The organism is Pirellulales bacterium, assembly GCA_035546535.1.
GTDB lineage: Bacteria > Planctomycetota > Planctomycetia > Pirellulales > JACPPG01 > JACPPG01.
Map to the genome: position 1 here is coordinate 1 of DASZWQ010000207.1, position 23,035 is coordinate 23,035.

At 60.8% G+C, this 23,035-nt stretch carries 18 protein-coding genes; 11 read left to right on the forward strand and 7 right to left on the reverse strand.

Annotated features, from left to right (window positions below):
- Nucleotides 1–542: 542 nt before the first annotated feature.
- Both VHD36_24395 and VHD36_24400 read left to right on the forward strand, forming a co-directional pair.
- A complete protein-coding gene (locus VHD36_24395; protein HVU90485.1) occupies nucleotides 543–1,211 on the forward strand; it encodes a DUF5752 family protein in 669 nt (222 codons plus the stop codon).
- Entirely contained in the window at nucleotides 1,208–2,437 is a 1,230-nt protein-coding gene (locus VHD36_24400; protein HVU90486.1) for a glycosyltransferase, read from the forward strand. Before VHD36_24395 ends, VHD36_24400 begins: the two co-directional genes overlap by 4 nt.
- A gap of 78 nt (nucleotides 2,438–2,515) precedes the next feature.
- Here VHD36_24400 and treY read toward each other — a convergent pair whose 3' ends face one another.
- Complete coding sequence (treY, locus tag VHD36_24405; protein HVU90487.1) at nucleotides 2,516–5,863, reverse strand: malto-oligosyltrehalose synthase; 3,348 nt, start codon at nucleotides 5,861–5,863, stop codon at nucleotides 2,516–2,518.
- Nucleotides 5,864–6,203: 340 nt separating this feature from the next.
- Between treY and VHD36_24410 the strand changes: the two genes are divergently transcribed.
- From VHD36_24410 to VHD36_24445, 8 genes are all read left to right on the forward strand, one after another.
- Nucleotides 6,204–7,688, forward strand: coding sequence for a sigma-54 dependent transcriptional regulator (locus VHD36_24410; GenBank protein HVU90488.1), 1,485 nt, complete (start codon nucleotides 6,204–6,206; stop codon nucleotides 7,686–7,688).
- 69 nt (nucleotides 7,689–7,757) lie between these two features.
- Complete coding sequence (locus tag VHD36_24415; GenBank protein HVU90489.1) at nucleotides 7,758–7,988, forward strand: hypothetical protein; 231 nt, start codon at nucleotides 7,758–7,760, stop codon at nucleotides 7,986–7,988.
- A gap of 360 nt (nucleotides 7,989–8,348) precedes the next feature.
- Nucleotides 8,349–8,612, forward strand: coding sequence for a DUF3309 domain-containing protein (locus VHD36_24420; GenBank protein ID HVU90490.1), 264 nt, complete (start codon nucleotides 8,349–8,351; stop codon nucleotides 8,610–8,612).
- A complete protein-coding gene (locus VHD36_24425; GenBank protein ID HVU90491.1) occupies nucleotides 8,609–8,785 on the forward strand; it encodes a hypothetical protein in 177 nt (58 codons plus the stop codon). The genes VHD36_24420 and VHD36_24425 overlap by 4 nt, the downstream gene beginning before the upstream one ends.
- Nucleotides 8,786–8,885: 100 nt before the next feature.
- Nucleotides 8,886–9,035, forward strand: a complete 150-nt coding sequence (locus VHD36_24430) for a hypothetical protein (GenBank protein ID HVU90492.1) — start codon at nucleotides 8,886–8,888, stop codon at nucleotides 9,033–9,035.
- A gap of 88 nt (nucleotides 9,036–9,123) precedes the next feature.
- Nucleotides 9,124–10,164: a glycosyltransferase family 4 protein gene (locus tag VHD36_24435; protein ID HVU90493.1), complete on the forward strand. Its 1,041-nt coding sequence runs from the start codon at nucleotides 9,124–9,126 to the stop codon at nucleotides 10,162–10,164.
- Nucleotides 10,157–12,319, forward strand: coding sequence for a glycogen debranching N-terminal domain-containing protein (locus VHD36_24440; protein ID HVU90494.1), 2,163 nt, complete (start codon nucleotides 10,157–10,159; stop codon nucleotides 12,317–12,319). Before VHD36_24435 ends, VHD36_24440 begins: the two co-directional genes overlap by 8 nt.
- Before the next feature lie 230 nt (nucleotides 12,320–12,549).
- Nucleotides 12,550–12,675 carry a hypothetical protein gene (locus VHD36_24445; GenBank protein ID HVU90495.1) on the forward strand — a complete coding sequence of 42 codons (126 nt, stop codon included), beginning with the start codon at nucleotides 12,550–12,552 and terminating at the stop codon, nucleotides 12,673–12,675.
- Nucleotides 12,676–12,897: 222 nt separating this feature from the next.
- Here the strand turns inward: VHD36_24445 and VHD36_24450 are convergent, their stop codons facing one another.
- The 5 genes from VHD36_24450 to VHD36_24470 form a co-directional block, all read right to left on the reverse strand.
- Entirely contained in the window at nucleotides 12,898–13,239 is a 342-nt protein-coding gene (locus VHD36_24450) for a HEAT repeat domain-containing protein (protein ID HVU90496.1), read from the reverse strand.
- A 364-nt stretch (nucleotides 13,240–13,603) separates the two neighbouring features.
- A complete protein-coding gene (locus VHD36_24455; GenBank protein ID HVU90497.1) occupies nucleotides 13,604–14,893 on the reverse strand; it encodes a DUF1559 domain-containing protein in 1,290 nt (429 codons plus the stop codon).
- Between the two features lie 491 nt (nucleotides 14,894–15,384).
- Nucleotides 15,385–16,416 (reverse strand): PEP-CTERM sorting domain-containing protein, encoded by a 1,032-nt coding sequence (locus tag VHD36_24460; GenBank protein HVU90498.1) that lies wholly within the window; start codon nucleotides 16,414–16,416, stop codon nucleotides 15,385–15,387.
- A 276-nt stretch (nucleotides 16,417–16,692) separates the two neighbouring features.
- Entirely contained in the window at nucleotides 16,693–18,135 is a 1,443-nt protein-coding gene (locus VHD36_24465) for a dockerin type I repeat-containing protein (GenBank protein ID HVU90499.1), read from the reverse strand.
- A gap of 461 nt (nucleotides 18,136–18,596) precedes the next feature.
- A complete protein-coding gene (locus VHD36_24470) occupies nucleotides 18,597–19,658 on the reverse strand; it encodes a hypothetical protein (protein ID HVU90500.1) in 1,062 nt (353 codons plus the stop codon).
- Nucleotides 19,659–19,906: 248 nt separating this feature from the next.
- Here VHD36_24470 and VHD36_24475 point away from each other — a divergent pair, with 248 nt between their 5' ends.
- On the forward strand, nucleotides 19,907–21,388 hold the full coding sequence (locus VHD36_24475) for an FGGY-family carbohydrate kinase (GenBank protein ID HVU90501.1): 1,482 nt from the start codon (nucleotides 19,907–19,909) through the stop codon (nucleotides 21,386–21,388).
- Nucleotides 21,389–21,557: 169 nt separating this feature from the next.
- Here the strand turns inward: VHD36_24475 and VHD36_24480 are convergent, their stop codons facing one another.
- Nucleotides 21,558–22,775 (reverse strand): dockerin type I domain-containing protein, encoded by a 1,218-nt coding sequence (locus tag VHD36_24480; GenBank protein HVU90502.1) that lies wholly within the window; start codon nucleotides 22,773–22,775, stop codon nucleotides 21,558–21,560.
- Nucleotides 22,776–23,035: the final 260 nt, after the last annotated feature.

Consider the following 23,035-nt stretch of genomic DNA (forward strand, 5'->3'; position numbering starts at 1 on the left):
GTCGGCGCGCGGCTAGTCCGCGCGCCGTGACGCCAATCGGATTGCCCGCGCGCCGACCGTTGGCATGCGGCTTGCAACAAGCCCGCTCGAGGGGGGACCGCCTTGCGTGAGTCCCCTAAGGAAACCGTTCACAGGAGCAGAATCGCCATGAGGATCTTACCCCCTGCAATCGTTGCAGCCGTATTATCTGTGCTACTTTCCGCCAGCACGGGGTGCAAAGACAAACGCATCGATCGCGCGCCCGAGCCAGGTCGCGAAGTCACGGTCGAAGCTCCAGGCACGGAGGTTCATATTGACCGTCAGCCTGCGATTCCCGTCACTCCCCGCCCCGCTGAAGGGGTGGACGTAAATGTGGGACCTGGCGGAGTCCAAGTCGATGTCGAGGGAACACCGCTACGGGATCGATTACGGGAGAAGCGTGCACAGGCACAGCCGTAGAGGTGTCCGCTACGCAGCAGAACTGAGTCTCCTCGCTTTTTGATCTTACAGGACGCGCTGGCGCCGTCGCCGATACGCTGGGCTATTTGGCAGGAGATAAACGCATGTCGCATGAATTTGTTGTGGAAGATTGCAGCCTGGTGCGCTGCGCGACTGGTCGCGCTTGCTACAACTTGCGCGAACTGCTGGACGCCATGCGTTCGATGCACACCATGGTGCTCGAGCACCATCTGATGCGCTGCGCCCTGGAAGACCATTTCGAATTGTACGAGTTCCCCAATGACCTGGCCCGCTGGTGTTGGGACGCCCTTGGCGATCGGGAACTGGCGGAGGAGCTGGCGCTTTTGAATCCCTACGCCCGTCAGAGCATCGAAGGGGCCCGCGCAGAAGTGGTCGACGTGTTGGAGGACCATTTGTGGGCGCTGGAGCGGGTTCCCTGGTGCCGGCCCGGTCTGGAACTCCACCTGGTCGAGTCGCGGCTCGTAGCCTTTGACACAGGGGAACGGTTTTCGACGCTCGCCGGGCTGGTCGAGGCACTCCCGCGCATGTCGCGGCGTTCGCTCTTCTACCACGTTCACGAGGCTTATCGCCGTAAGAACGTCGACGATTTTTCGACTTGGCTCGCGAAGATCGAAGCCCCGGAGGAACTGGTCCACCGCGTGCGGAAAATCGACTTCTATTTCCTCAACCTCAACCAATTGCGCGAGCAGTTGCTGGAACATCTGTGCGCGTTTCTCGCGGAGCCGAAGGCGATCCTGGGAGGTGCCGCATGAGCCTGTTGACTCGCTACGAAGAAGTCGTCGGGCGCTATGAAATCGAGCGCTTGCGGCGGCTTGGTTCGCGCCTGGCCGGCAAGCGGATCGTGCATGTCAATTCGACGCGCCAGGGGGGCGGCGTCGCCGAGATTCTCGGCTGGATGATTCCCCTGATGGTCGAGCTGGGAATCGACACCCGCTGGGAAGTCCTGCAGGGAACGGCTGATTTCTACCGGGTCACCAAAGCGTTTCACAACGGAATGCAAGGGCTGCCGGTCAACTTGCGAGCCGCCGATTACCAGTTGCACATGGACATCAACGAGGCGAATGCCCGACGGTTGGATCTGCAGGCTGACGTGGTATTCGTGCATGACCCACAGCCGATTTTTCTGCCGCACTTCACTCCGCCGGGCAAGGTAGGCCGCTGGGTATGGCGCTGCCATATCGATGCCTCGCGGCCGCATCGCGGTGTGTGGAAGCATTTGAGCCAGGCGGTCGTGGACTACGAGGCGACGATTTTCTCGATGGCTTCCTTCACACGCCCCATCCATCGGCCGATGTTCCTCATTCCTCCGTCGATCGATCCTTTGGCCGTCAAGAATCTGCCGATGGATGACGCCGAGCGTATCGCCATCCTGGAGCGGCTGGGAATCCATCCGGAACGTCCCATGCTGCTTCAAGTCTCGCGTTTCGACCGCTTCAAGGATCCACTGGGAGTCATCGAGGCGTTCCGGCTCGTCAAGCCTTCGCATCCGGAGTTGCAATTGGTGCTGGTAGGCGGCCCGGCTGATGACGATCCCGAAGGGGCCGAAGTCCTGGCCGAGGTCATGGACCGAGCCGGCGACGATCCCGACTTGCACGTACTCTTGTTGCCGCCCGATTCGCATCGGGAAATCAACGCGCTGCAGCGGTCGGCAATCATCGTTCTGCAGAAATCGCTGAAAGAGGGTTTTGGTCTCACCGTCACCGAAGCTTTGTGGAAAGGCAAGCCCGTGATCGGCGGGGCCTCGGGCGGAATCGCCTTGCAAGTCCACGATTATCAGACCGGTTTCCTCGTCCACTCACCGGCCGGCGCCGCCTACCGCATCCGCTATCTGCTGCGCTACAACGACAAGCGGATGCGGATGGGGGACGTTGGCCACGAGTTCGTGCGCGAAAACTTTTTGCTGACGCGACATTTGCGCGACTATTTCTCGATGCTGCTCTGGCTCGATCATCCGGGCAGCGACGTAATCGCGGCATGAACCTGGCAGCGTATGTTCGGGAGGCGGAGCCCCATGGGCCGGCATGATTGCAGTTCGCGGCGAAGGCCAGTGAACGGTTCAGACTCGCGCCAGCACGGCGACGGGGAAGTCCTCGCATAATTCCGCCACGCGTAGGGCGCTGTGGGATTCGCGTAGGACGTCCGTAAGCACATCCTGGAAAGTCCCCACGATGTCGCTGGGAAGCTCGACGGTCGTATTTCCCCAAACGGCGGAGCCGCAGGGAACAAGCGGCGACACATCGTAATTGCTGTCGAGGCCGATCAGCCGAGCCACAAGTCGCGGCACGACGATAATTACACCTTGCGAAGAATCCGGCGAATTCTCCTCTGCCAACCGGGCGAACGCCACCACATGCTCGGCCTTTTCGCCCGCCACATGTAGCGGCACGTAGCGATGCGAAGAGGCAAAGAGTTGAGCGAAGCGCCGCCGCGTGTCCAGCAATCGCCAGGTGACGAAAAGCTTTGTGCGCGGATCGGCCAGATTCGAGGTCAGCTCGCGGGCCGTGGCGCGCAGACCCGCTTCCTGAACCATGCACTCCAATTCACTCAATAATCGTCCGTGCGCCGAGAAATCGACGGGCACGCGATTATCGGGGTCGACCAGGCGAAACGCCCAGCATTCCTGCCCTTGATAAATGTCGGGAAAACCTGGTGATGTTAGCCGCAGTACCAACTCGGCCAGCGCATTCACCAACCCGAGGGTCGCCACTGGCCTTTGCCAGGCCCGCAAATCGGCAAGGAAGCGATTTTCTTTGCGGGTGTCCAACACCGTGGTCACAAAATCGCGCATGGCCCGATCGTACGGCTGATTCGGGTTGATCCAACTGGTGCGCTCCTTGGCTTCATGGCCGGCTTTGTCCATGTATTGGCACATGCGCTCGGTCAGAACCTGCCGCTCATACTCGTCGTTAAGGGGCCAGATGCCGACCAGGCTCTGATAGAAGTGATATTCGTCTCTCCGGCTGGGAGCCGGTTGTCCATCGATCTCGCTGCGGCGGCGGCGATTCAATCGCATCCAGCGCTGTACCGCCGCGCGCCACAAGCGAGGAACTTCGGCCAGTACGTTCAAGCGTGCCCGCACGTCCTCGCTTCGCTTCGTATCATGCGTCGACGAACCGAGCATGGCGTGCGCGTAATGTCTGGCTCGCTGCTGGTTCCAGTCGTGGAACTCTGCTGGCCTTACCACCGGCGTTTCGGGCCTGTTGCCGACTTCATTCACCGACAAGAGCGGCCCATAGAGGTAAAACGCGGTATCTTCGATCCCCTTGGCCATGACGGGACTAGTGACCTGCTGAAACCGACCGGCGAACAGCTCGCGCTGGTGAATCGCTTCGGGACTCAAGCCCGTCGGATGCTCCAGTAGCAGGACATCGCACACGAAATCGAACACACTGGCGTCAATCGCCGGATTGCGTCGCTTGGCCATGGCGGCGGCCATGGCGACGAAATGCCGGTCCCGATCCGAAACTCCCCAGGGACCGGGATAGATCCGATAAACGGGAAAGCACACCAGGATTTCGCGCAAGGCCAGCCGCAGCATGTTCAGCGTGAAGTCGCGCGTCCGACGATGCTGCTCGGAGATGCGATTCAGGCGATGCGCCAGCATCTGCAACTCGCCCGCCATCGCCACGCTCAGGATCAGCTTTTTGCTGTCTTGCGCGACCTTTTCGAAAGGCGTCGGATCGTTGATAACCCGGGCGTAATCGCGCTTGAGCTGCCGCCAACCATCGTCGGGCAGAAACAATCCGTCGCTCATTTGCAAAAAATCGTATCCGGTCGTGCCGGCGACAGGCCACGTTTCGGGCAGGGGCTCGTGCGGCCCCAATATCTTTTCCACGACCACGAACAGCGGAATGTCGCCGTTCCCACCGGCGGTGGACGGGGAAACTTGGATCGGTTCGCCCACCAAATCCGCTTCGGACGGAAGCTCGGCCGTCGGTCCAAGGATCGCGCGCCAATCTTCACCACGCGGAGCCGGAATGCCGAGTTGCTGACATACGGCAAGAATGACCGGCACGCTGGTCTCCGGTCCGCTGCCGAGCGGCGCCGAGGGGGGCTTTGGCGCTGATGGGCTAGCGCCATTGCTCGGTGGTGGCTTGCTCGCGTTGCTGGCATGCACGCTCGCTAGAGGTTCGCCCGTTTCGTTGATCGCGCACTGAATCAACTCTGCCAGGTAACTCCACTGCAATCGCCACAAGTATTGTTCGGGCGCGTAAAGCCCGTCGATGTGGTCGATTCGTAATCCGGCGGCCGAACCTTCGGCTAGCAGGCGCATGACCAGGCGGTGGGTTTGATAGAACGCGTCGGGGTCCTCGATGCACAGCGCGGCGAGCTCATTGATGTCGAAAAAACGCCGATAGTTGACTTCGTCCCCGGCCGCCTTCCAGTTGCAGAGCCGGTAAACCTGTGCCGCGCACAACTGATCGAGCGCATCGTAGCTCGTCGGATTGCCGGCCATGCCGTTGATGCGACGAATGTTTCGATCGATGAAATCATGCACGGCAGGACAGCGATCTGCCAATTCGCGCAGCCGCCGTTTGATCACTTGCTTGTCGCGCTGCCGCTCGACCACTGCATCCGGATCGATCGTGGTCCGCGGCGGCAGATGATCAAGGGCTGTGAGAATGTTTTCATACTCGGCCAAAGTGTCGGGTTCATCGACTAAAGCCCCGCGCAACTCGTCAAGGTTTTGCGCAAGAACCAAGGGCGCCGTCTTAGGATCCAACGGCAGCCAACGATCGAAATAACGCAAGAACAGCCCGCCCGACTCATAGGCAACGGTCAATTCGCCGGACTCGAGCGAGTCGCCATATTGCCGGCCCAGCACGGGCAACAACACATGACCGTCGAGCTCTTGTCTTCCCGGTTGCCAATCGATGTCGAAGAATTTGGCGTATGGCGAGCTGGGCCCATTCTCGAGAATATCCGTCCACCACAGATTCTCGGCGTGCGTGCTCATATGATTGGGCACGACGTCCAGAAGCACCCCCATTTCGAACGTTCGCAACGCTGCCTGGAATTCGTCCCAACCTGTCCCGCCCCCCAACGCCGGGTCGAACTCTTGGTGATTGCACACGTCGTATCCGTGTGTGCTGCCCGGCCGCGCGTGCCAGACCGGCGAAGCGTAGACGTGCGAAATGCCGAGGGCATGCAGGTAGGGAACGACGGCAGCCGCATCCCGAAAACCGCATCCGTTGTGAAACTGGAGGCGGTACGTGGCGCGCGGCACGGCTTTCCGACGCTTAACAAGTTCGAGGACTCGCTCTGCAATCTGGTCGATGCGTGCATTGCTCCGCGGTGCGCCGACCTCTTCCTCGAAGGTCCCGGCCGCCGATGTCTCGAGGCGCGACAATGCTTCCGCGTCGCTAGAACCGCGCGATACCACGACAGAATCAATCTGATTCATGTTTACTGCCATTTAATGAATGGATTTCGCTGTGGTTCGCCAACGGCCGCACCGGACACAATCTGACCAGCGCTCTCGATTCGTTACAAAAAAAGCCTCGGCAGCGCGCAGCACGTGATCCTCATCGGGCAATTGGCACGCCGGGAAATCAGTACTTCCTCGATAAAGACGCAATACGAATGCCAAAATGACTTGCTCGCTCCCTGATCGGGGTAACCGCTGAGCCTGCGCGACCTCTCGGCGTGGCATACGTTTTGCGTCCGAGAGTGTGAAAGTTCGCTCAGACGGGGCAAACATCCTTGGCCCTCACGATGGAGCGCGAAGGCCGGAGGTAAGCGCAATGCCGAACGTGCTTGTGGTTGACGACGACCGCGCCGTCTTGCACATGGTCAGCCAGGCGTTTCGCGATTCACCGATTTCGGTGCTCACGGCGCAAACTGCTGAGCAGGCCCTGGCGCTGCTTGATCAACACCCGGACGTCGTGCTGTTGGACATCGTATTACGCGATTGCTCAGGGCTGGACCTGGTCCATAAGATTCGAGCTCGCGACGCGAAGCTGCCTGTCATCTTCATCACGGCCCGTGGCTCGAGCGACACGGCAATCGAAGCCATGAAGCTGGGCGCGTACGACTATTTGCTAAAGCCCCTGCATCTTCCCAAGTTGCGCGAGCTGGTCGATCGAGCCCTCAAGATTCGCAATTTGATGCAGGTTCCCGTGGAGTTGGAATTGGGCGATTCCAGCACTCCTGGTGGCGATGAGTTAATCGGCCGCAGCCCGCACATGCAGGAAGTTTTCAAGGCCATTGGCCGCGTTGCCCCGCAGGACGTCACCGTGCTGATTCACGGCGAGAGCGGGACTGGCAAGGAACTGGTGGCGCGGGCGATTTATCACCACGGCCGCCGAGCGGACAAACACTTCCTGGCGGTAAATTGCGCCGCGATTCCCGAAGCCCTGTTGGAAAGCGAGCTCTTCGGCCACGAAAAAGGCGCGTTCACCAGCGCCGATCAGCGCCGCATCGGCAAGTTCGAGCAGTGTTCGGGCGGGACGATTTTTCTCGACGAAGTGGGTGATATGTCGCCGCTCGTGCAGAGCAAGGTGTTGCGCGTGCTGCAGGAACAGCGCTTCGAGCGCGTGGGTGGCGGCGAGACGATTCAAACCGACGTGCGCATCATTGCCGCCACGAATCGTGATCTGAAGCATATGGCGCTCAACGGCAATTTTCGGGAAGACCTGTACTACCGCTTGAACGGGTTTTCCATCAAGTTGCCACCCCTGCGCGAACGCGGCGAAGATGTGCAACTGCTGATTTCGCGTTTCGTGCAGCGATTCGCGAAAGAGGTGGGTAAAGAAGTGCGCGGCCTGTCGGACGACGCGCAGGAGATCCTGACCCGCTATCCCTGGCCAGGCAACGTGCGCGAGTTGCAGGCGGTTTTGCGGCAGGCTCTGTTGCAAACGACGGGCCCCTTGATACTGCCCGAGTTTTTGCCGGAGGACGTACGTTATTACCAGGATCGAGGAGCCAGCGCGCCGCAGCCGTCAAGTGGAATGCCGGCCAGCGATTTGCAGTCGTTCGTCGATCATCAATTGCAAAAGAGATCGCACGATTTGTACGCCGAGACGATCGCCATGGTCGATCGCTATGTCCTGGCGCGCGTGTTAAAGCACACGCGCGGCAACCAATCGCAAGCGGCCAAATTGCTGGGCATCACCCGCGGCAGCCTCCGGAACAAGCTGCGATCCTTGCACATCGCCGTGGATGCGATTGTAACGGTGGACGAAGACACACCACGGGAATATGCGGCGGAAATACCCGCAGCGTCCTGACTCTGGCACGAAATGTGCCCGTTATTAGCAACGGAAATACGGGATCGCATCCGGAGGAGGAGAACAATCATGTTTCGCAAAGGCATTCTGGCCATCGCCACGTTCGTCGCTTTAATCGTCGGATTCTCGGCTGACATGCCGTCCGCCCAGGCCCGCCCGTGGCGCGGCTATTACGGCGGATACGGCGGCTATGGTCGTCGCGCCGCGTATTATCGCGGCTATTATCGCCCCTACGGCTATTACGGTCCGCGCGCTTACGGTTATGGCGCCTACTATCGTCCGTATCGTTATTGGTGGTGAGCGACGAGAGCGCCCGAGACCTCCGAAGACGACCATTTGAGAATAGGGCTTGCGCGATGGGAGTCGCGCCCGCCGGCACTACCGAGCGTGGTGCAGCGCGGGGCGCGACTCACTTTTTTTGCAGAAGACTTTTTTTCGCGACTGGCCGCGCGCCCCGGATGCTTAACGCGACAGGGCGCAGGGCGTCAGCCATTCTGATTCGACGGGCACCGTCGATTTTCGTTTTGCCACCCAGATTCCGTTGGCTCAAGCGAGTTGGCATGCGAAATGCAACTTCCTCCGTTGGCCAAGGAACGGAACTTCTTGGCCGAATCAAACGTCGCTGGTGGCGCCCGGATCAACGAACCGAAGGGGTGATGTATGGCTACCCTGCTGCTGATCGTCCTGGTCTTGCTAGTGATCGGTGCCGTGCCGGCCTGGCCGTACAACAACGGCTGGGGCTACTACCCATCGGGCAGCATCGGCGTGCTGGTGGCGATTGTATTGCTGCTCGCGTTGTTCGGGGCGATTCCCTGGAACTTCTATAACGCGTGGAACGTGCTGCTGTATTTGCATTACTCCGCGGCGCCGAAGGAAATGGGGGTTGCGCGGCGGCGCACACTAACCAAGGAGCGTGAATCATGAGACTCGTTCGACTGTTTTTCGTGTTGGCCCTCACGGGCGCGGCTCTCGTCGGCTGTGGCAAAGAAACTTCCGTCAAGAAGACAACGACGGTAACCACTCCTGAAGGGAAAACGACCGAAACGACCGAAACCACCGTGGATATGCACGGCAAGAATCCGCCTCCGGCACCGTAAACGCCCCGCCGCGGCAGCGTGCCTGGTCTTCACGGAAGAGGGCACGTTGCCGCGGCGTTTTCGTCTCAATCATTTACGGCGCCAATCCGAAGGAGACGCCATGATCCGCAAGCTCAGCAATGGCAGCTACCGGCTGTATTCGCGCAAGAAGGATCCGCATACCGGCAAACGTCGCAACCTCGGCACGTTTGGCAATCGGGCTGCGGCGGAGAAGCATGAACGTGAGGTGCAGTACTTCAAGCACCACTAAGTCGCGTGAGCCGCTCGAAAGTTGGCAGCGAGCCGTTCGCCCAGCACATCGACAATTCACGTACGGTGTGAACCGTGCGGTGTGGGCCATGAGAATTGCACAAGTCGCGCCGCTTTATGAAAGCGTTCCTCCCAAGCTCTACGGCGGCACCGAACGGGTGGTGTCGTTTCTCACCGAAGGGCTCGTGCGGCAAGGTCACGATGTAACCTTGTTCGCCAGCGGCGACTCAACAACCGCGGCCCGGCTCGTGCCGGTAACGCCTCATTCATTGCGGCTCGACGAGTCGTGCATTGATCGGCTGGCGCATCACGTCCTGATGGTGGAACAGGTCGTGAAGCGCTCCGGCGAATTCGACGTCATTCACTTTCATATCGACTATCTGCACTACCCGGTCTCGCGGCGGGCGAATGTTCCACAGGTAACAACACTGCACGGGCGCCTGGACATTCCGGACCTGGTGCCGCTGTATCGCGAATTCACAGATATGCCGGTCGTATCCATTTCCAATGACCAAAGGCGGCCTCTGCCCGATGCTGCCTGGCAGGCCACGATTCATCACGGCCTGCCCAGCGACCTTCTCGACTTCCACCCACACCCGGACGATTATCTGGCATTTTTGGGGCGCATTTCGAGAGAAAAACGTCCGGACCGCGCCATCGAGATTGCCAAGCGCGCCGGCATGCGGTTGAAAATCGCCGCCAAGGTCGACGATGCCGATCGAGAATACTTCGATCGCGAAATCGAGCCCCTGCTCGGCCAGGCGCATGTCGAGTTCGTCGGCGAAATCAACGAGCAGCAGAAGAACAACTTTCTAGGCCGCGCCCGCGGGCTGCTGTTTCCCATCGATTGGCCCGAGCCGTTCGGGCTGGTCATGATCGAATCGATGGCCTGCGGCACGCCGGTCGTCGCTTTCCCCTGTGGCGCCGTGCCCGAGGTCATCGACGAGGGAATCACCGGCTGCCTCTGTGACAGTATCGACTCGGCCGTGGCCTGCGTAGGTCGGCTGGCGAATTGGGACCGTCGCGCCTGCCGCGCGAAGTTCGAAGAACGATTTACGATCGAGCGCGTGGCGCGGCAGTACGTCGATGTTTTCAAGACCCTCGTATGCCGAAGAAACGCCCATGGATGACATCATCGAGGTCAACAACGAGTATTACATCCTCGCGACGTCGTCGCGTATCGATGACCATGCGCGAGTGCTCAAGCACGACGATCTGTTTGCCGTTTTCGACCAATATGGCGATATACAACCGCTGGGGCTGGGCGAAGAAGGGCTGTATTTCGAAGGGACACGTTTTCTCAACGGCTGCAAGCTGACGCTGAACGGACGCCAGCCGTTGCTACTTAGCTCGACCGTCATGGAGAACAATACTCTCTTGACGGTGGACCTGACGAACCCCGACCTGAAGGCCGCCGATACCGTCGTCTTCCCGCGCGAGACGGTACACATTCTGCGAGAGTGCTTTCTCTGGCGGTCGACGTGTTATCTCAGGCTGCGCGTGCGCAACTACGCGCTGCACGACGTGCAGTTGTCGCTACGGCTGTCGCTCGATGCCGATTTCGTCGACATCTTCGAGGTCCGCGGCACGAAGCGCGCCGAGCGCGGGCGCCGCTGTGATCCGGCCGTCGAACCCGATCGGCTGGTACTCGCCTATCGCGGTCTGGATGACGTACTGCGCCGCACGGTCATTCGCTTTTCGCCCGCGCCCGATCGTTTGAATGCCACGGCGGCATGGTTTGACGTACACCTGGCGGCCAACGAAGAGCGCGCCTATGAGATCGCCATCGAATGCCGCGCGCAAGAAGGGCTTGCGACCGTGCCCTTCGAGAAAGCGGTCGTAAACGCCCGGCAGCTAACCGCCGACGCGCGGCGTGGCGACGCCGTGATCGACACGACCGACGCCCTGTTCAACGCCTGGCTTACGCGTTCGGCGGCCGACCTGCACATGATGGCGACAACCACCGACGACGGCCCTTACCCTTATGCCGGCGTCCCCTGGTTCAGTACGATCTTCGGGCGCGACGGAATCATCACGGCCCTTGAGTACCTGTGGATCAATCCGGATATGGCCCGCGCGGTGCTCTCGTACCTGGCCAAGAATCAGGCGACCGAGGTCATTCCCCAGCAGGATGCCGAGCCGGGCAAAATCTTGCACGAGACGCGCCGCGGCGAAATGGCGGCGCTCGGCGAAATCCCCTTCGGAAAATACTACGGCAGCGTCGACGCCACTCCCTTGTTTGTCATCTTGGCGGGCGCTTACTACGAGCGGACCGCCGACCTCGAATTCGTCGCCGCGCTATGGCCGAACGTCCAGCGCGCCTTGGCCTGGATCGATGATTACGGCGACCAGGATGGCGACGGCTTCGTCGAATACGCGCGGCAGTCGCCCAATGGCCTGGTATCGCAAGGTTGGAAGGACTCGGTCGACGCCGTCTTTCACGCCGATGGCTCGCTGGCGGCGGCCCCCTTGGCCCTGGCCGAGGTGCAGGGCTATGTCTATGCGGCCCGACTGGCCGCCGCGCGGCTGGCCGAGGCGCTCGGCGACACCCCACGCGCCGACGAGCTGCGCACAACCGCCGCGCGCTTGCGTCGAGACTTCGACCAGGCCTTCTGGTGCGACGAGCTGGCGACCTACGCCCTCGCGATCGATGCCGACAAGCAGCCGTGCCGCGTCCGCGCCTCGAACGCCGGACAGTGCCTGTTTTCCGGGATCGCTCGCCCCGAGCGCGCACCGCGCTTGGCGCAGACGCTGCTCGACGGGACGTCGTTCTCCGGCTGGGGAATTCGCACCGTGGCGACTGGTGAGAAGCGATTCAATCCCATGGCCTATCACAACGGCTCGATCTGGCCCCACGACAATGCGCTCATTGCCCACGGGCTTTCCCGCTACGGATTGCAGCGTGCGGCGCTCGAGATTCTGCGCGGCTTGTTCGACGCCAGCACGTATTTCGAGCTGCGCCGCACGCCTGAACTGTTTTGCGGCTTCCCGCGCCGTAACGGCGAGGGACCCACGCTCTATCCGGTCGCCTGCTCGCCGCAATCCTGGGCCGCGGCCGCGGTGTTCTACATCTTGCAGTCCTGCCTGGGCTTGACCATCGACGCGCCCCGCCGGCAGGTGCGCTTCACGCGACCGGTGCTGCCCGAGTCGCTCAGTTGCGTCACGATCAAGAATCTCCGCGTGCGCGACGCCGTTGCCGATCTGGTGCTGGATCGCTACTCACACGACGTGGGCATCAGCGTGACGCGCAAAGAGGGCGCCCTGGAGATCGTGGCGATCAAGTGACGCGCCCACGATGGCTGGCCAGTGGCTGCTCGCCAGCCAGGTGGATGACGGTCAGCGGCATTTTCCCACGGAAAAACACCGCTTTTTCACGTTTGACCGAGCCCTTCCGATTCCTGGCACACCAATTGCATTTGCAGGGCTCGCAGCGTTCCGCTTGGCCGTTGCGCAATCCGAGCGAAGCGCAGTAGTTCAAAAACCATCAAAGATAATTCTGAATGCGGAGAACGACCATGGAACCGATGAGCAGTCTGGTACTTGTAGGCGCCGCTGGTTATTCGCTTGTGTATCTGCTGGCGGGCGGAGGCGTAGGGGGAGCGATCGTGATCTTCATCATCGCCAAGCTGCTCGGCCGGTAAACGGCTGCCATGAAGCGCGATTCCTCGAACCTTGCATTTCGGGGCCGAGCTGGACGAGTCCGAAGGACGTTCGCGAGCTGCGAAGGTCCACCGGCCGTCAGGCCGGCCCTTTTCTCTGCGCGTCGAAGAACATGGAGCCGGAGTGGCCGGGTATCAGCTGGCGCTGGCATCCATTGTGCCAGCTAGATGTGAAGTGCTTGCGATGCCCGGACGGCAGCGCGCCTACGATCCCTTGATTTTCGCCAGGGCCTCTTCGGCGACCTTCTTCACTTCGGGATCCTTGTCCTTGGCCAGCTTCTCGAGCGCGGGAATGGCTTCCTTGGCCGCTGGGCCGATCTCCTTCAAACGATTGGCAGCCGTCACGCGGATATCGGGAATGAAGCTCACCCGCTTCTTGGGGCCCGCCACCTGCGAGGTCAATAGCTTGATGTCTTCCGGCGTGGCAGGGTTCATTGGCGGCGCCACGATTTTCCGCTTGCAGCCCCCGACGAATACGACGGTCAAGAGCAGGGCGACGCAACCGGCGGCACGCAAAGAAACGGCAAATGGCTTGGTCGACGACATGATAGTTCGAGATTTCCCTTCGTTCGTGGGCACTTCAGTTTGAACGGTCCAGGCTTTGTTAGGTCGCTGCCCTGTTAGGGGCTCTGCCCTGGTAGATTTCTGGCCAGCTAGATCCCTGCCCCGTTAGCGAGGAGGCATCTCATGGGCCAACCTGGTTGCTCCGCACCGTGGAGCAAAAGTCCTTTGCACAGCCGCAGGTGTAAATCCCCGGGCATTTTTGCTTGTTGTAAAAGCATCCTCCCGTTCCGGCCGGCTGCCGAAACGGGAGGAATTGGATATTCAGCTTCATCCGCACGCCACGGGCCCGTCTTGCAAGCGGCTGTCGACCGCCGCCGCACCGGCTGCGCACGCGACCGATCCAACATCACGGAGGCGAAACCGGTTCACCGCCGGCGCGGGTCGACAACGCCTGGTACAGCCCGATCAGCGGCGGCGCGAGCGGCGAGGAGAACGTGCTCATCGTGTTCATCGTAAAGTTTGGATAGTTGCCAGTGGTCAGGGTAAGCCATCCAGAGCCGCCAGGTCCCTGCGGAATGTAGCCTTGACCGCCGTTGGCGCATTCAATGCTCGTCTGAATGAAGCGGACGCTGCCGTCGGCCATCAGGAAATTTGCGCCGCCGGTGTGCGACGAGCGAAAGCCCCCCATCTTATGTCCCGGCGGGTTGCTATTCGCCGAGCTATTGCAGGCGTTCGAACTCTGGTTGAAGGACGTCCCTGCCATGACCGTGGCGGAATTATCATTGGCCTGGGTCATCAGAACCGGGTAGAAATTGAGGGGATAAATCGTGGTACCGAAGGGTCCGCCGACGTAAAACGAAGGGCCGGCGATCAAAGTGAACCCCTGCGTATTGGTTTCTCCCGCAATCCAGGCCCAGATCGGCTGCAAAGTCTGCCCTGTGCCTGTCTTGAAGGGCACCGGGGGGCCGCCGCTCGGACCCGATTGACTGTTCGCGAGCTGCCATTTCGTGCCTTGCGCGCCTTCGCCCATCATGAACGTGTTGCTCAGGCCATCGGTGATCGAAGAGGCCGAATTCATCATGTTGAAGGAGAACATGCCGCGCTCCCAGTTGGGCACGACCTGTCCATCGACGCACAGCGCGTCCGTGATGCCCGAACAAAGGCTGTAGTCCAAGGCGCCGAAGAAACCGTTGAACGTGGTCATGTTGCCTGCCGCGGCGAGCAACCCCTGCTGGCCGGTGGGTGAGGGAACGGGATATGTCGAAGTAATGGATTGCTGGCCCCAATCGAGCGCCGCCGCGTACACCGGATTGTCTTTGTCATCCGACGGGCAGACGAACGTGTTGATCACCTGGTTGGCCACGATCTGCGGCTGGTTGTACCACGTGATGTTGTTCTGATACATCGCCGCCGAAGCCCCCCCTTCGAAATACGGCAAGAGCATCGTGCAGGGGCTGGCAAGAAAAGTTGCGTTCGTCGTGACGACGCCGCCGGGGACGAATACGCCCATCGCGCTCAAGTAGTTATGATGCGCGAGCCCAAACTGCTTCATGTTGTTCTGGCATTGGCTCTTGCGAGCCGCTTCGCGCGCCGCCTGCACGGCGGGCAACAACAAGCCAATCAAAATGCCGATGATCGCGATCACGACGAGCAATTCGACCAGCGTGAAACCGATCCGGCGGCGCGAGGCATGCATGTCAGTCTCCCTTTCCCGTGCCGAGGGGGCGTCCCCCCTCTAAAATAAGATGAGAGCAGATCGACTCCCGAACGGGGGCCGCCCATGAGTCTAGCGGCATCGACTTGCGATTGCAAATTTTGTGTTCAAAAATCTTGGCTTTTCGGCCGTTGCGATGCGCTCCGGGGTCCGTGGCAGAGAGTCGTAGGGTGCCCTAGGGGCACCGCGAACGGAGAGGATTGCGCCGCCGGGGCGCGCAAGCTCGCGCCCTACGATCCGGCGGCGTGCGGTTTCGCCCACGACGCGTATCGCTCGACGCGCCGATCGCTACGGGAGCGCATAAAAAAAGCTGGGGATGACCTTGCGAATCATCCCCAGCCGAACCTCGTCTCAGGGCTTGGCTCGCCGCCGGCACGACTCCGATGAGCCTCCGGGCGGCAAGCTGCCCTACTTGCTGCGACTCCCTCGACCGCACCAGGAAGAGGGAGCCGTTTCTTCCTGTCCAATCAAGCTTACTTGCGACGCTTCCAGGCCAGGATCAGGCCGAGAGCGCCCATGCCGGCGAGAACAAACGTGCCCGGCTCGGGAACGTTGTTCGGCACGATCCCCTGAGCGGCAAAGCTGTAATGCCAGCCGGCGTTTGGACCGGTACCGACCGTCGGATCGACGCCCGGATTGCCGCCCATCAGGTTGTAGGTGCCGTTGCCCGTCGGGCCGTTACTCACGCCATTGCCGATCACGCCAAGGAAGGTACCCGAACCAACGTTGCCGGGATTGCCTCCGCCCGCGTTCGCATTGTCACCCGGGAAAGTGATGTCGCCGGTCGTCACGATCTGGGCAATGGGCACCGTCAGGACGCCGTTGTGGAACTGGCTCGCCAGCGTCGCGCCGTCGAGGGTATTCGCGCCGTTCGGACCATAGAAGCCCGAGTACATCATGAACTGACCATTCGTGGCGTTGACGGGGGGAAGCGAAGCGACAGCCGCAGCCGCACTGGCGCCGGCCTGGATGCCCTTGGAACCGTTGGCGGTCCACAGGAAACCGCTCGTGCCGACGGCACCGAGTGGTCCAAGCTGGAAGGCCGGGTCCGTAATCGTGCCTGCGTCAGCCGCGGCGTCAGTCGCCCCACTCAACGTGGCGGTGCCGCTGTTGTACCACCAGCTATCGGCGTACAGGGCCGTTTGCTGGACAGCGCTCAGGTCACCTTGGGTGGCGGCCGCGCCGTTGTTTTGCACGACGGTGTCGACGATGCCGGTCTGAATCGTCTGCGCGTCGATTTTATTGGTAGCGCCGTTGGCGCCATTGATCGGGCCAGTAGCACCGCCGGCAAAGGTCAAATCTTGCACCAGCAGCACGGGGTTCGTGCCTGCGCCAACCAGGTCGGACTGATTGACCTGAATGCCGAAGGTCACGGCCTGCTCGCCGACAGGAATGGCGCTATTCGTCGCATGGGTCGCGACGCTGATGACGGTCAACTGAACCGCTTGGGCAGAAGCGACCATTGCCAGTGCGATGGCCACCGCAAAGAGGGATCGAAATTTCACTGTGTGCTCTCCTAGATGATGCGCAAGCTTAGAGACAGGCTCTTAGCGACTGACAGGTAAATGCAAACGTAAACTTTGACACGTGGTCTTGGCCGAGAATGCTCAGGGCGTCGACCGTCTCTCGAACGAGATTGTCATTCAAAGTTTCGCTTGCATTAGCACCTTTCTTTCGCTACCGAGCCTCATCCAACCTGCGCATCAGCCGCCACCGATTGACGGCCGATCTAGGTCACACACGCACTCCGATCACGAAAATTTGCCCCACAAAATAAAACTTTACACTATCCTGCGACGGATTGCAAGCAATATTCCGCCAATTCCTAGCAAGATCCAAGTCCCTGGTTCCGGCACCGCGGCGGCATTGGCACTGGCGCTACCCGACGGCGGCGGCGTCGAGCCGAGCCAATTGCTGGAAATCAGAGCCAAGTCCTGGCTGTTGACGATACCGTCGCCATTCACGTCGCCCGAAAGGAGGCTATTGGGATCGAGCGACGGGCTCGTGTGCGGATTATTGGGATCACTAGCCAGCCAGTTGCTGGAAACCGCCGCCAGATCCTGGCTATTGACGATTCCGTCGAAATTGGCGTCCCCCGGCGCGATCGTCGCCTGGGCGGTGAAGTGGGCGGTGAAACTTAAATCCAGAAATATGGCCGTGCCGATCTCCGGCCCGTAGGTGTGGCCGGGATTGCCTGGGTCGGGCTGGCCATTGAGGGCCCCCTGGTCACTACCCCGGGAACCAAAGGAAATGCTTGCCTGATAAGGGACCGACATCAGGTACGTGCCCCCCGGACCGCGGCTGAATTGCCCGGTCGCGCCCGCGAGGCTATTGCCGATCGTGGCCAAGCCTCCGGCGAGAGTGAAGTACAGCGACTGCGTAAAGGCCGCGTTGATATTGGCGCCATTGTCCGTCTTGACGTTCGCCGAGAAGGCCAGGGCGCCCGAGAACTTAAGGCCGGTCGCGTCGAACGCACCGGTCGCGGTCGGCGTCACGCTGTTGCCGTCGCTGTTGGCATAACCGGCCGTATTGGTCAGCACCGCGACGCCGGCATCTCCCGTACCGTTCGGGCCACGGCCGACATCAAGCGGCCCGCCCCCGGGCGTCGGACTCAAAACGGTTCCGTACGTTGCCTGCTGTGCCGGCGTGCCCGTGGCAAAGATGTTTGCTCCCGCGGCGCCGGCGAAGGTGAGCCCCACTTGTGCCGGCGTGGCGGCCGAGTAAATGCCGGTAATCGCCGTTCCATTGGCGTTCGGATAGTAATTGCCGCTTTGGGTAAATTGCGTCGTGGGGTGGAAATTGGCAAGGGTCGTTACCGTCGGTTCTGCGCCGAAATTCAGCGACTGAAGAAAGTTATTGCCGACCGTCGTAAACGTTCCCGAGGAAGAGGTCTGGGCCGAATTGGTGAAGCCCTGGTTGGTGTAGGGGCCCCAATTCGGGTCCTGGTTGATGTTGCTGAACTGGCTCAGCGCCTGGGGGACGCCGTCATACCTCTGAATCCACTCGGGCTGACCGGCAAGAGGACCATTCTGGTAATCGACTTCGCTCCCCAACGTTCCATCGGTGTAGTTGAAGACCACGTCGCCGATCGAGCCGGAAAAGACGACCGAACTTTGCGAAGGCTGAATCACCCACCCAATATCGGCACGCGCCGACGAAGCCAGCAAGCCCACGATAACTGCAACTGGTGCAAAACCTCGCTTCAACAGAAGTCGTTTGGTCATCCTAGCCTGCCTTTAAAAATTGGCGGAACGTGTGCGATGCCATGGGATGAGCGCGCCCGAACGCGACCTATGCGCGGCGCAATTCTCCAATTCCCTAGATGCTAACTTGCCCCTAAAACCGTCGCAACATAATTTTGCGCAAATTCCGTTTTATTCGCGATCGCCCCACAAGACCACGCCTGAATTCTCAGGAGGCCGCCCCAAAACGGACCGCGGGCCACAAATAGGGCCCGGCGGCCCCGCAAAAAACACGGCCCGTGGCCGCAGGAAAATACGGCCGGTAGCCGCAAAAAAACACCGCCGGTAGCCGCAAAAAAACACGGCCGGTGGCCGCAAAAAAACACGGCCCGCGGCCGCAAAAAAAAACACGGCCTCTTGCATTTTCGAGAATGCAAAAGGCCGTGCGTGGCTGAAGTCGAATTCCGGATGCGGTCGATGCCCGCCCGGCAATCTCCGATCGATTACTTGTCGCCGGCTTTCTTGGCGGTGAAGTCCAAGGTTCCGGTCTGACCGCTGAGGTCATAGTCGACCTGTCCCTTGATCGTGCCGCCGTCGACTTTGCCCTTGAATTTGGCAACCAGAGCGGATCCTTCGAAGTCGACGTTGATCGTGAACGAAACCTCGTTGCCCGAGATCTTTCCGTCTTCGATCTTCACTTCCTTGCCGTCCGGGGTCTGGGCCACGCCCTTGAGCTTATCCCCCTCGACCTCGACCTTAACGCTGGATTTCAGGGTCTGGCCGTCGTCGGTCATCACCTCGACATCCCATTTGCCAGCCAGGCTCGAGTCGCCGGCCGGACGCCTGGCAATGACGTCCAGAGTGCCCGTCTGACCCCCCAGGTCATAGTCCACGGTACCCTTGGCACCGCCGTTGTCGGGTTTGAGCTTGAACTTGGCGACCAGTTCGCTCCCCTGGAAGTCGACCGTGACCTTGATCGACAATTCGTCGTCCTTTACCGAGGCTTCTTGAATCTTGACCTCGGTGCCGTCGACACCGACGAACGTACCGCCGAGTTTATCGCCGTCTTTCTTGAGGTTGACGGTTGCCTTGAGCGTCTGGCCATCGTCGGTCTGGATATCCAGATTCCAGCTTCCTTCGTCGATTTTGCCGCCGCCCGCCGCAGCCCGTCCCCCGGTCACGTCGAGCGTGCCGGTCTGGCCCCCCAGGTCATAATCGACGGTTCCTTTCAGGTTCGAACCCTCTTGCTTGAGGGCGAACTTGGCGACCAACTCCGTCCCTTGGAAGTCGAGCGTGACTTTGAAGTTCAGGTCGTCCCCCTTAACGGAGACGTCGTCGGCCTTGACCTCCGTGCCGTCCATGCCGACGAAGATGCCCTTCAGCTTGTCGCCGTCCTTGGTTAGTTTCAGCACCGAGGCCAGCGTCTGGCCATCATCGGTCATGACCTTCAGATTCCAGTCGCCTACCGCCTTGGCGGCGTCGTCAGCCTGCGCGACCGCCCCCCAGGCGCCCACGGCCAACGCAATCGCCCCGAACACAAGCCCGCGGGCCACAAACCGTTTCATAATCCAACCTCCACGAGAAGAGAGAGTACAAGGACCCAACAATTCGGCATCCAGCGGGCCGAGTACCAGCCGGGCGAACAGCGCCGAACTAGCAATCTACCTGAGAAAAGCCCCGAAAAGTTTCAAGAATCCCTACAATAACAACGTCAGCGGGCCTCCACAAACAGTTTTTGGGGCCGACCGCCCGGGGGCTCCCCCGTCGACATTCGCCCACCCCAGGTCCGTTCTTCACGATCGCATTCTTTCGCATGAGCGAGCTCGTACTTGGCATCGATCTCGGCACGGGGGGCGCGCGTGCCATGGTGGTCGCCTCGAATGGCCGCCTTGTGGCGAAAGTGGCGGCCGATCGCGACGCGGCAGTGAAATCAGCATTCCAGGGCCACGAGCAAATACCCCACATCTGGTGGTTGAATGTGCTTTCCTGTCTCGCGCAGCTCACAGCCGAGCTGCCCCGCCAAGGTTTAGCGCTGCGTGACGTGCGCGGCCTGGCCGTCGATGGCACATCCGGAACCTTGGTGGCCGTCAATGCCCTCGGCGAACCGGTGCGGCACGCCTTGATGTACAACGATCCGCGGGCGACGGCCGAGGCCGACGCGCTGAACGAGTTGGCCGGCGCGTGGTGCCGCGCGGCTGGCTACCGTATCGAGTCCTCGTTTGCGATCGCAAAAGCATTGTGGATGCAAAGGCATGAAGAGGCCGCCTTTGCCGAAACGGCTCGACTCATTCATCAGTCCGATTACATCGTTGGCCAACTGACTGGCAACTTTGCCGTGACCGATTACAGCAATGCACTCAAGACCGGCTACGACCTGGCCCGGAATGCATGGCCAGATTGGATGGCTCGCCTACCTGGTGTTGCCGAACGTTTGCCGGCTGTCGTGGCGCCGGGCCGTATCCTGGGGACCGTTTCGGCGAAGGCGGCCGCCGTGACGGGCTTGCCGGTGGGGCTGGCGGTCGTCGCAGGTGCCACCGACGGTGTCGCGGCAGCGCTCGCTGCCGGGCTGCGAAACGTCGGCGATTACAACGCCACGCTCGGCACGACGTTGGTGTTCAAAGGCATGAGCACCCGGCCGACAAACGATCCGAGCGGGTTGATTTACGCGCACAAGTTGCCCGGAGAGCGCTGGCTGCCAGGCGCCGCGAGCAATTGCGGGTCGGCGTGGATTCGTGCGTGGTTTCCCGGACGGCCGGTCGAGGAGCTTGATCGCGCAGCGCGTGCGTATCTTCCCAGCCGGCTCGTGGCATACCCGCTGGTAGGTCGAGGAGAGCGTTTTCCTTTTCGATCAGCCACGGCCGAACGTTTTTGCGATCCTCGACCAGCCAGTGATGACGAGGCCTTCGCCGCGTATCTGACGGGTACGGCGCTGGTGGAACGCGCGGCGTACGAGATCCTGGATCGCGTTTGTGGAACATCGCGCGGTGATGTTTACAGTACGGGGGGCGGCAGCAAAAGCGATATCTGGATGCAATGCCGCGCCGATATCACGCGGCGCGTCATGCACCGGGTGAGCGTCCCTGAATCGGCCTTCGGAAGTGCGATTCTGGCGGCGGCAGGAACGCTCTTTTCATCGCTCGATGAGGCCACGTCTGCCATGGCGCACAGCGCGCGAACATTCGAGCCAGCGCCCCAGGCCGCGGCCGATTCCGACGATCTTTATCTGCGCTTCCGCGGCCAATTGCAGCAGCGCGGCTATCTGGCCGAGCGGGGGAAAGATCCTGGATCGGCGTAGGATTCATCGCGAAGGAGTAAGCCCGTCGAATGAACGGGATCGCAGCGGTACCCTCATGCGCGGGACGGGCGCAAAAAAAGCCCTCCCAGGAAAAATCCTGAGAGGGCTGTGATGAACGGCAGCACCGTGGGTGCGCTGGCATTTCGCGCAAGCGGTGAATTTAAGGTCCTCAGTGCCGAATTCGTCGTCGATACCAAAGTAGACTCAAGCTACCCAGCGCGAGCAATGCCCAGGTGCCCGGCTCAGGAACTGCTTGCGCCGTATTGGGATCGCCCGAGGTGCCTGGCGTACCGCCGCCGGGAATGGGCGCGAGGACGCCTGCCGGAAGAGCGGGCGTTCCGCCGAGCCAGTTGCTGGAGATCAATGCCAGGTCCTGACTGTTGACAATGCCGTCGCCGTTGACATCGCCCGAGGCCATACCAGAGGCATTCGAGACCAGCCAGTTGCTGGAAACCGCTGCCAGATCTTGGCTGTTGACGATTCCGTCGAAGTTGGCATCACCGTGGGCGATATTCGCCGTCGCGACAAGGTTGTAGTTCAGGTTGATGTTGTAATAAAAGGCGCCTGTCGTGCCCGAGCTGTCGAAGGCCGGAAGCGGGACGTGCAAGACATAGTCGCCACCGTTGGCGCGGGAGATGAAGCCATCGACGTTCGTGCCTGCCGGTGCGCTGACGGTTCCGCTCGCTGTAACCACGGGCACGGCAAGCTTGATAAAACTGAAATTAACCGAAGGCTGCAAGTCGAACTGGCCGGTAATCGCCATGTTGGCCGCATTGAAATGGCCCGTCGAGTCGACGGGCGAGGGGACCGCGGTGTGAGGGCCGGTTCCGCCCACCTGTGGCCCGGTGCCGCTGCTGATCGTTCCCCAGCCATTGTAGACGCTCACCCGGCCGCCGTCGTTTGTGTCTTGGGGATAGCCGGGAACTGGCACCAACGCCGCGCCAAGGTTCTGCGCAGCCGGGCTACCGTAATTCGGAGGCGTCGTGGGATTGACGGGGTTCGGCAACAGGTTACCGGAATTCTGCACGACGGTCTGGGCGGTCGCGAGAGTGATCTGGCTGTTATCGGGCTCGTCTCCGAAATTGAGACTGCTCAAAAAATTATTGCCGATCGACGTCAGCGTGCCGGCACTGAACGTCGACAAGCTGTTGGTGAAACCCGGAAACAACGCGACGCTGTTGTCGGTTTCCGGAGCCATGTTGTAGAGCTCGGTGATGGTATTGTTGACCGAGAGTCCGAGCTGACCCGAGATCGTCAGGGCCGAACTAGGTTGCAAGACCCAGGTGATGTCGGCCTTGGCGGCATTGGCCGCGAGCAAAGCGACTGCCAGCGACGCTGCGAATCCGCGCAGTGTTCCGAAAAGCAGTATTCTCGAACGTTGAATCATGATAATCGCCTTCCAAAAGGCCCCCAGGCACCAACTGGTACTCGTGACCGGCACCGAACCGGAAAGAAATCCCCGCCTGTCTTTACTACCAACCGAAACCAACGATGGCAAGGGATTTAGCGTTTTTTTCTGGATTTATGATTGTGCGAAAAAAGTCCACTTTTCTTCGCTCGCCGGAGACCGTGCTTTAGATTCGCGCGCTAAATGAGACGGTCCTTCCTCGCCGGAGCTGTGGGAGACATTTCGCGGCGTAAAATGAT

What these genes read in the sequence shown, in the direction of transcription:
- VHD36_24425 (HVU90491.1), top strand. Translation starts at nt 8,609, where the DNA reads ATGAGACTCGTTCGACTGTTTTTCGTGTTGGCCCTCACGGGCGCGGCT.
- VHD36_24420 (HVU90490.1), top strand. Translation starts at nt 8,349, where the DNA reads ATGGCTACCCTGCTGCTGATCGTCCTGGTCTTGCTAGTGATCGGTGCC.
- VHD36_24480 (HVU90502.1), bottom strand. Translation starts at nt 22,775, where the DNA reads ATGATTCAACGTTCGAGAATACTGCTTTTCGGAACACTGCGCGGATTC.
- treY (HVU90487.1), bottom strand. Translation starts at nt 5,863, where the DNA reads ATGAATCAGATTGATTCTGTCGTGGTATCGCGCGGTTCTAGCGACGCG.
- VHD36_24455 (HVU90497.1), bottom strand. Translation starts at nt 14,893, where the DNA reads ATGCATGCCTCGCGCCGCCGGATCGGTTTCACGCTGGTCGAATTGCTC.
- VHD36_24475 (HVU90501.1), top strand. Translation starts at nt 19,907, where the DNA reads ATGAGCGAGCTCGTACTTGGCATCGATCTCGGCACGGGGGGCGCGCGT.
- VHD36_24450 (HVU90496.1), bottom strand. Translation starts at nt 13,239, where the DNA reads ATGTCGTCGACCAAGCCATTTGCCGTTTCTTTGCGTGCCGCCGGTTGC.
- VHD36_24465 (HVU90499.1), bottom strand. Translation starts at nt 18,135, where the DNA reads ATGACCAAACGACTTCTGTTGAAGCGAGGTTTTGCACCAGTTGCAGTT.
- VHD36_24410 (HVU90488.1), top strand. Translation starts at nt 6,204, where the DNA reads ATGCCGAACGTGCTTGTGGTTGACGACGACCGCGCCGTCTTGCACATG.
- VHD36_24395 (HVU90485.1), top strand. Translation starts at nt 543, where the DNA reads ATGTCGCATGAATTTGTTGTGGAAGATTGCAGCCTGGTGCGCTGCGCG.
- VHD36_24415 (HVU90489.1), top strand. Translation starts at nt 7,758, where the DNA reads ATGTTTCGCAAAGGCATTCTGGCCATCGCCACGTTCGTCGCTTTAATC.
- VHD36_24470 (HVU90500.1), bottom strand. Translation starts at nt 19,658, where the DNA reads ATGAAACGGTTTGTGGCCCGCGGGCTTGTGTTCGGGGCGATTGCGTTG.
- VHD36_24440 (HVU90494.1), top strand. Translation starts at nt 10,157, where the DNA reads ATGGATGACATCATCGAGGTCAACAACGAGTATTACATCCTCGCGACG.
- VHD36_24400 (HVU90486.1), top strand. Translation starts at nt 1,208, where the DNA reads ATGAGCCTGTTGACTCGCTACGAAGAAGTCGTCGGGCGCTATGAAATC.
- VHD36_24445 (HVU90495.1), top strand. Translation starts at nt 12,550, where the DNA reads ATGGAACCGATGAGCAGTCTGGTACTTGTAGGCGCCGCTGGTTATTCG.
- VHD36_24430 (HVU90492.1), top strand. Translation starts at nt 8,886, where the DNA reads ATGATCCGCAAGCTCAGCAATGGCAGCTACCGGCTGTATTCGCGCAAG.
- VHD36_24435 (HVU90493.1), top strand. Translation starts at nt 9,124, where the DNA reads ATGAGAATTGCACAAGTCGCGCCGCTTTATGAAAGCGTTCCTCCCAAG.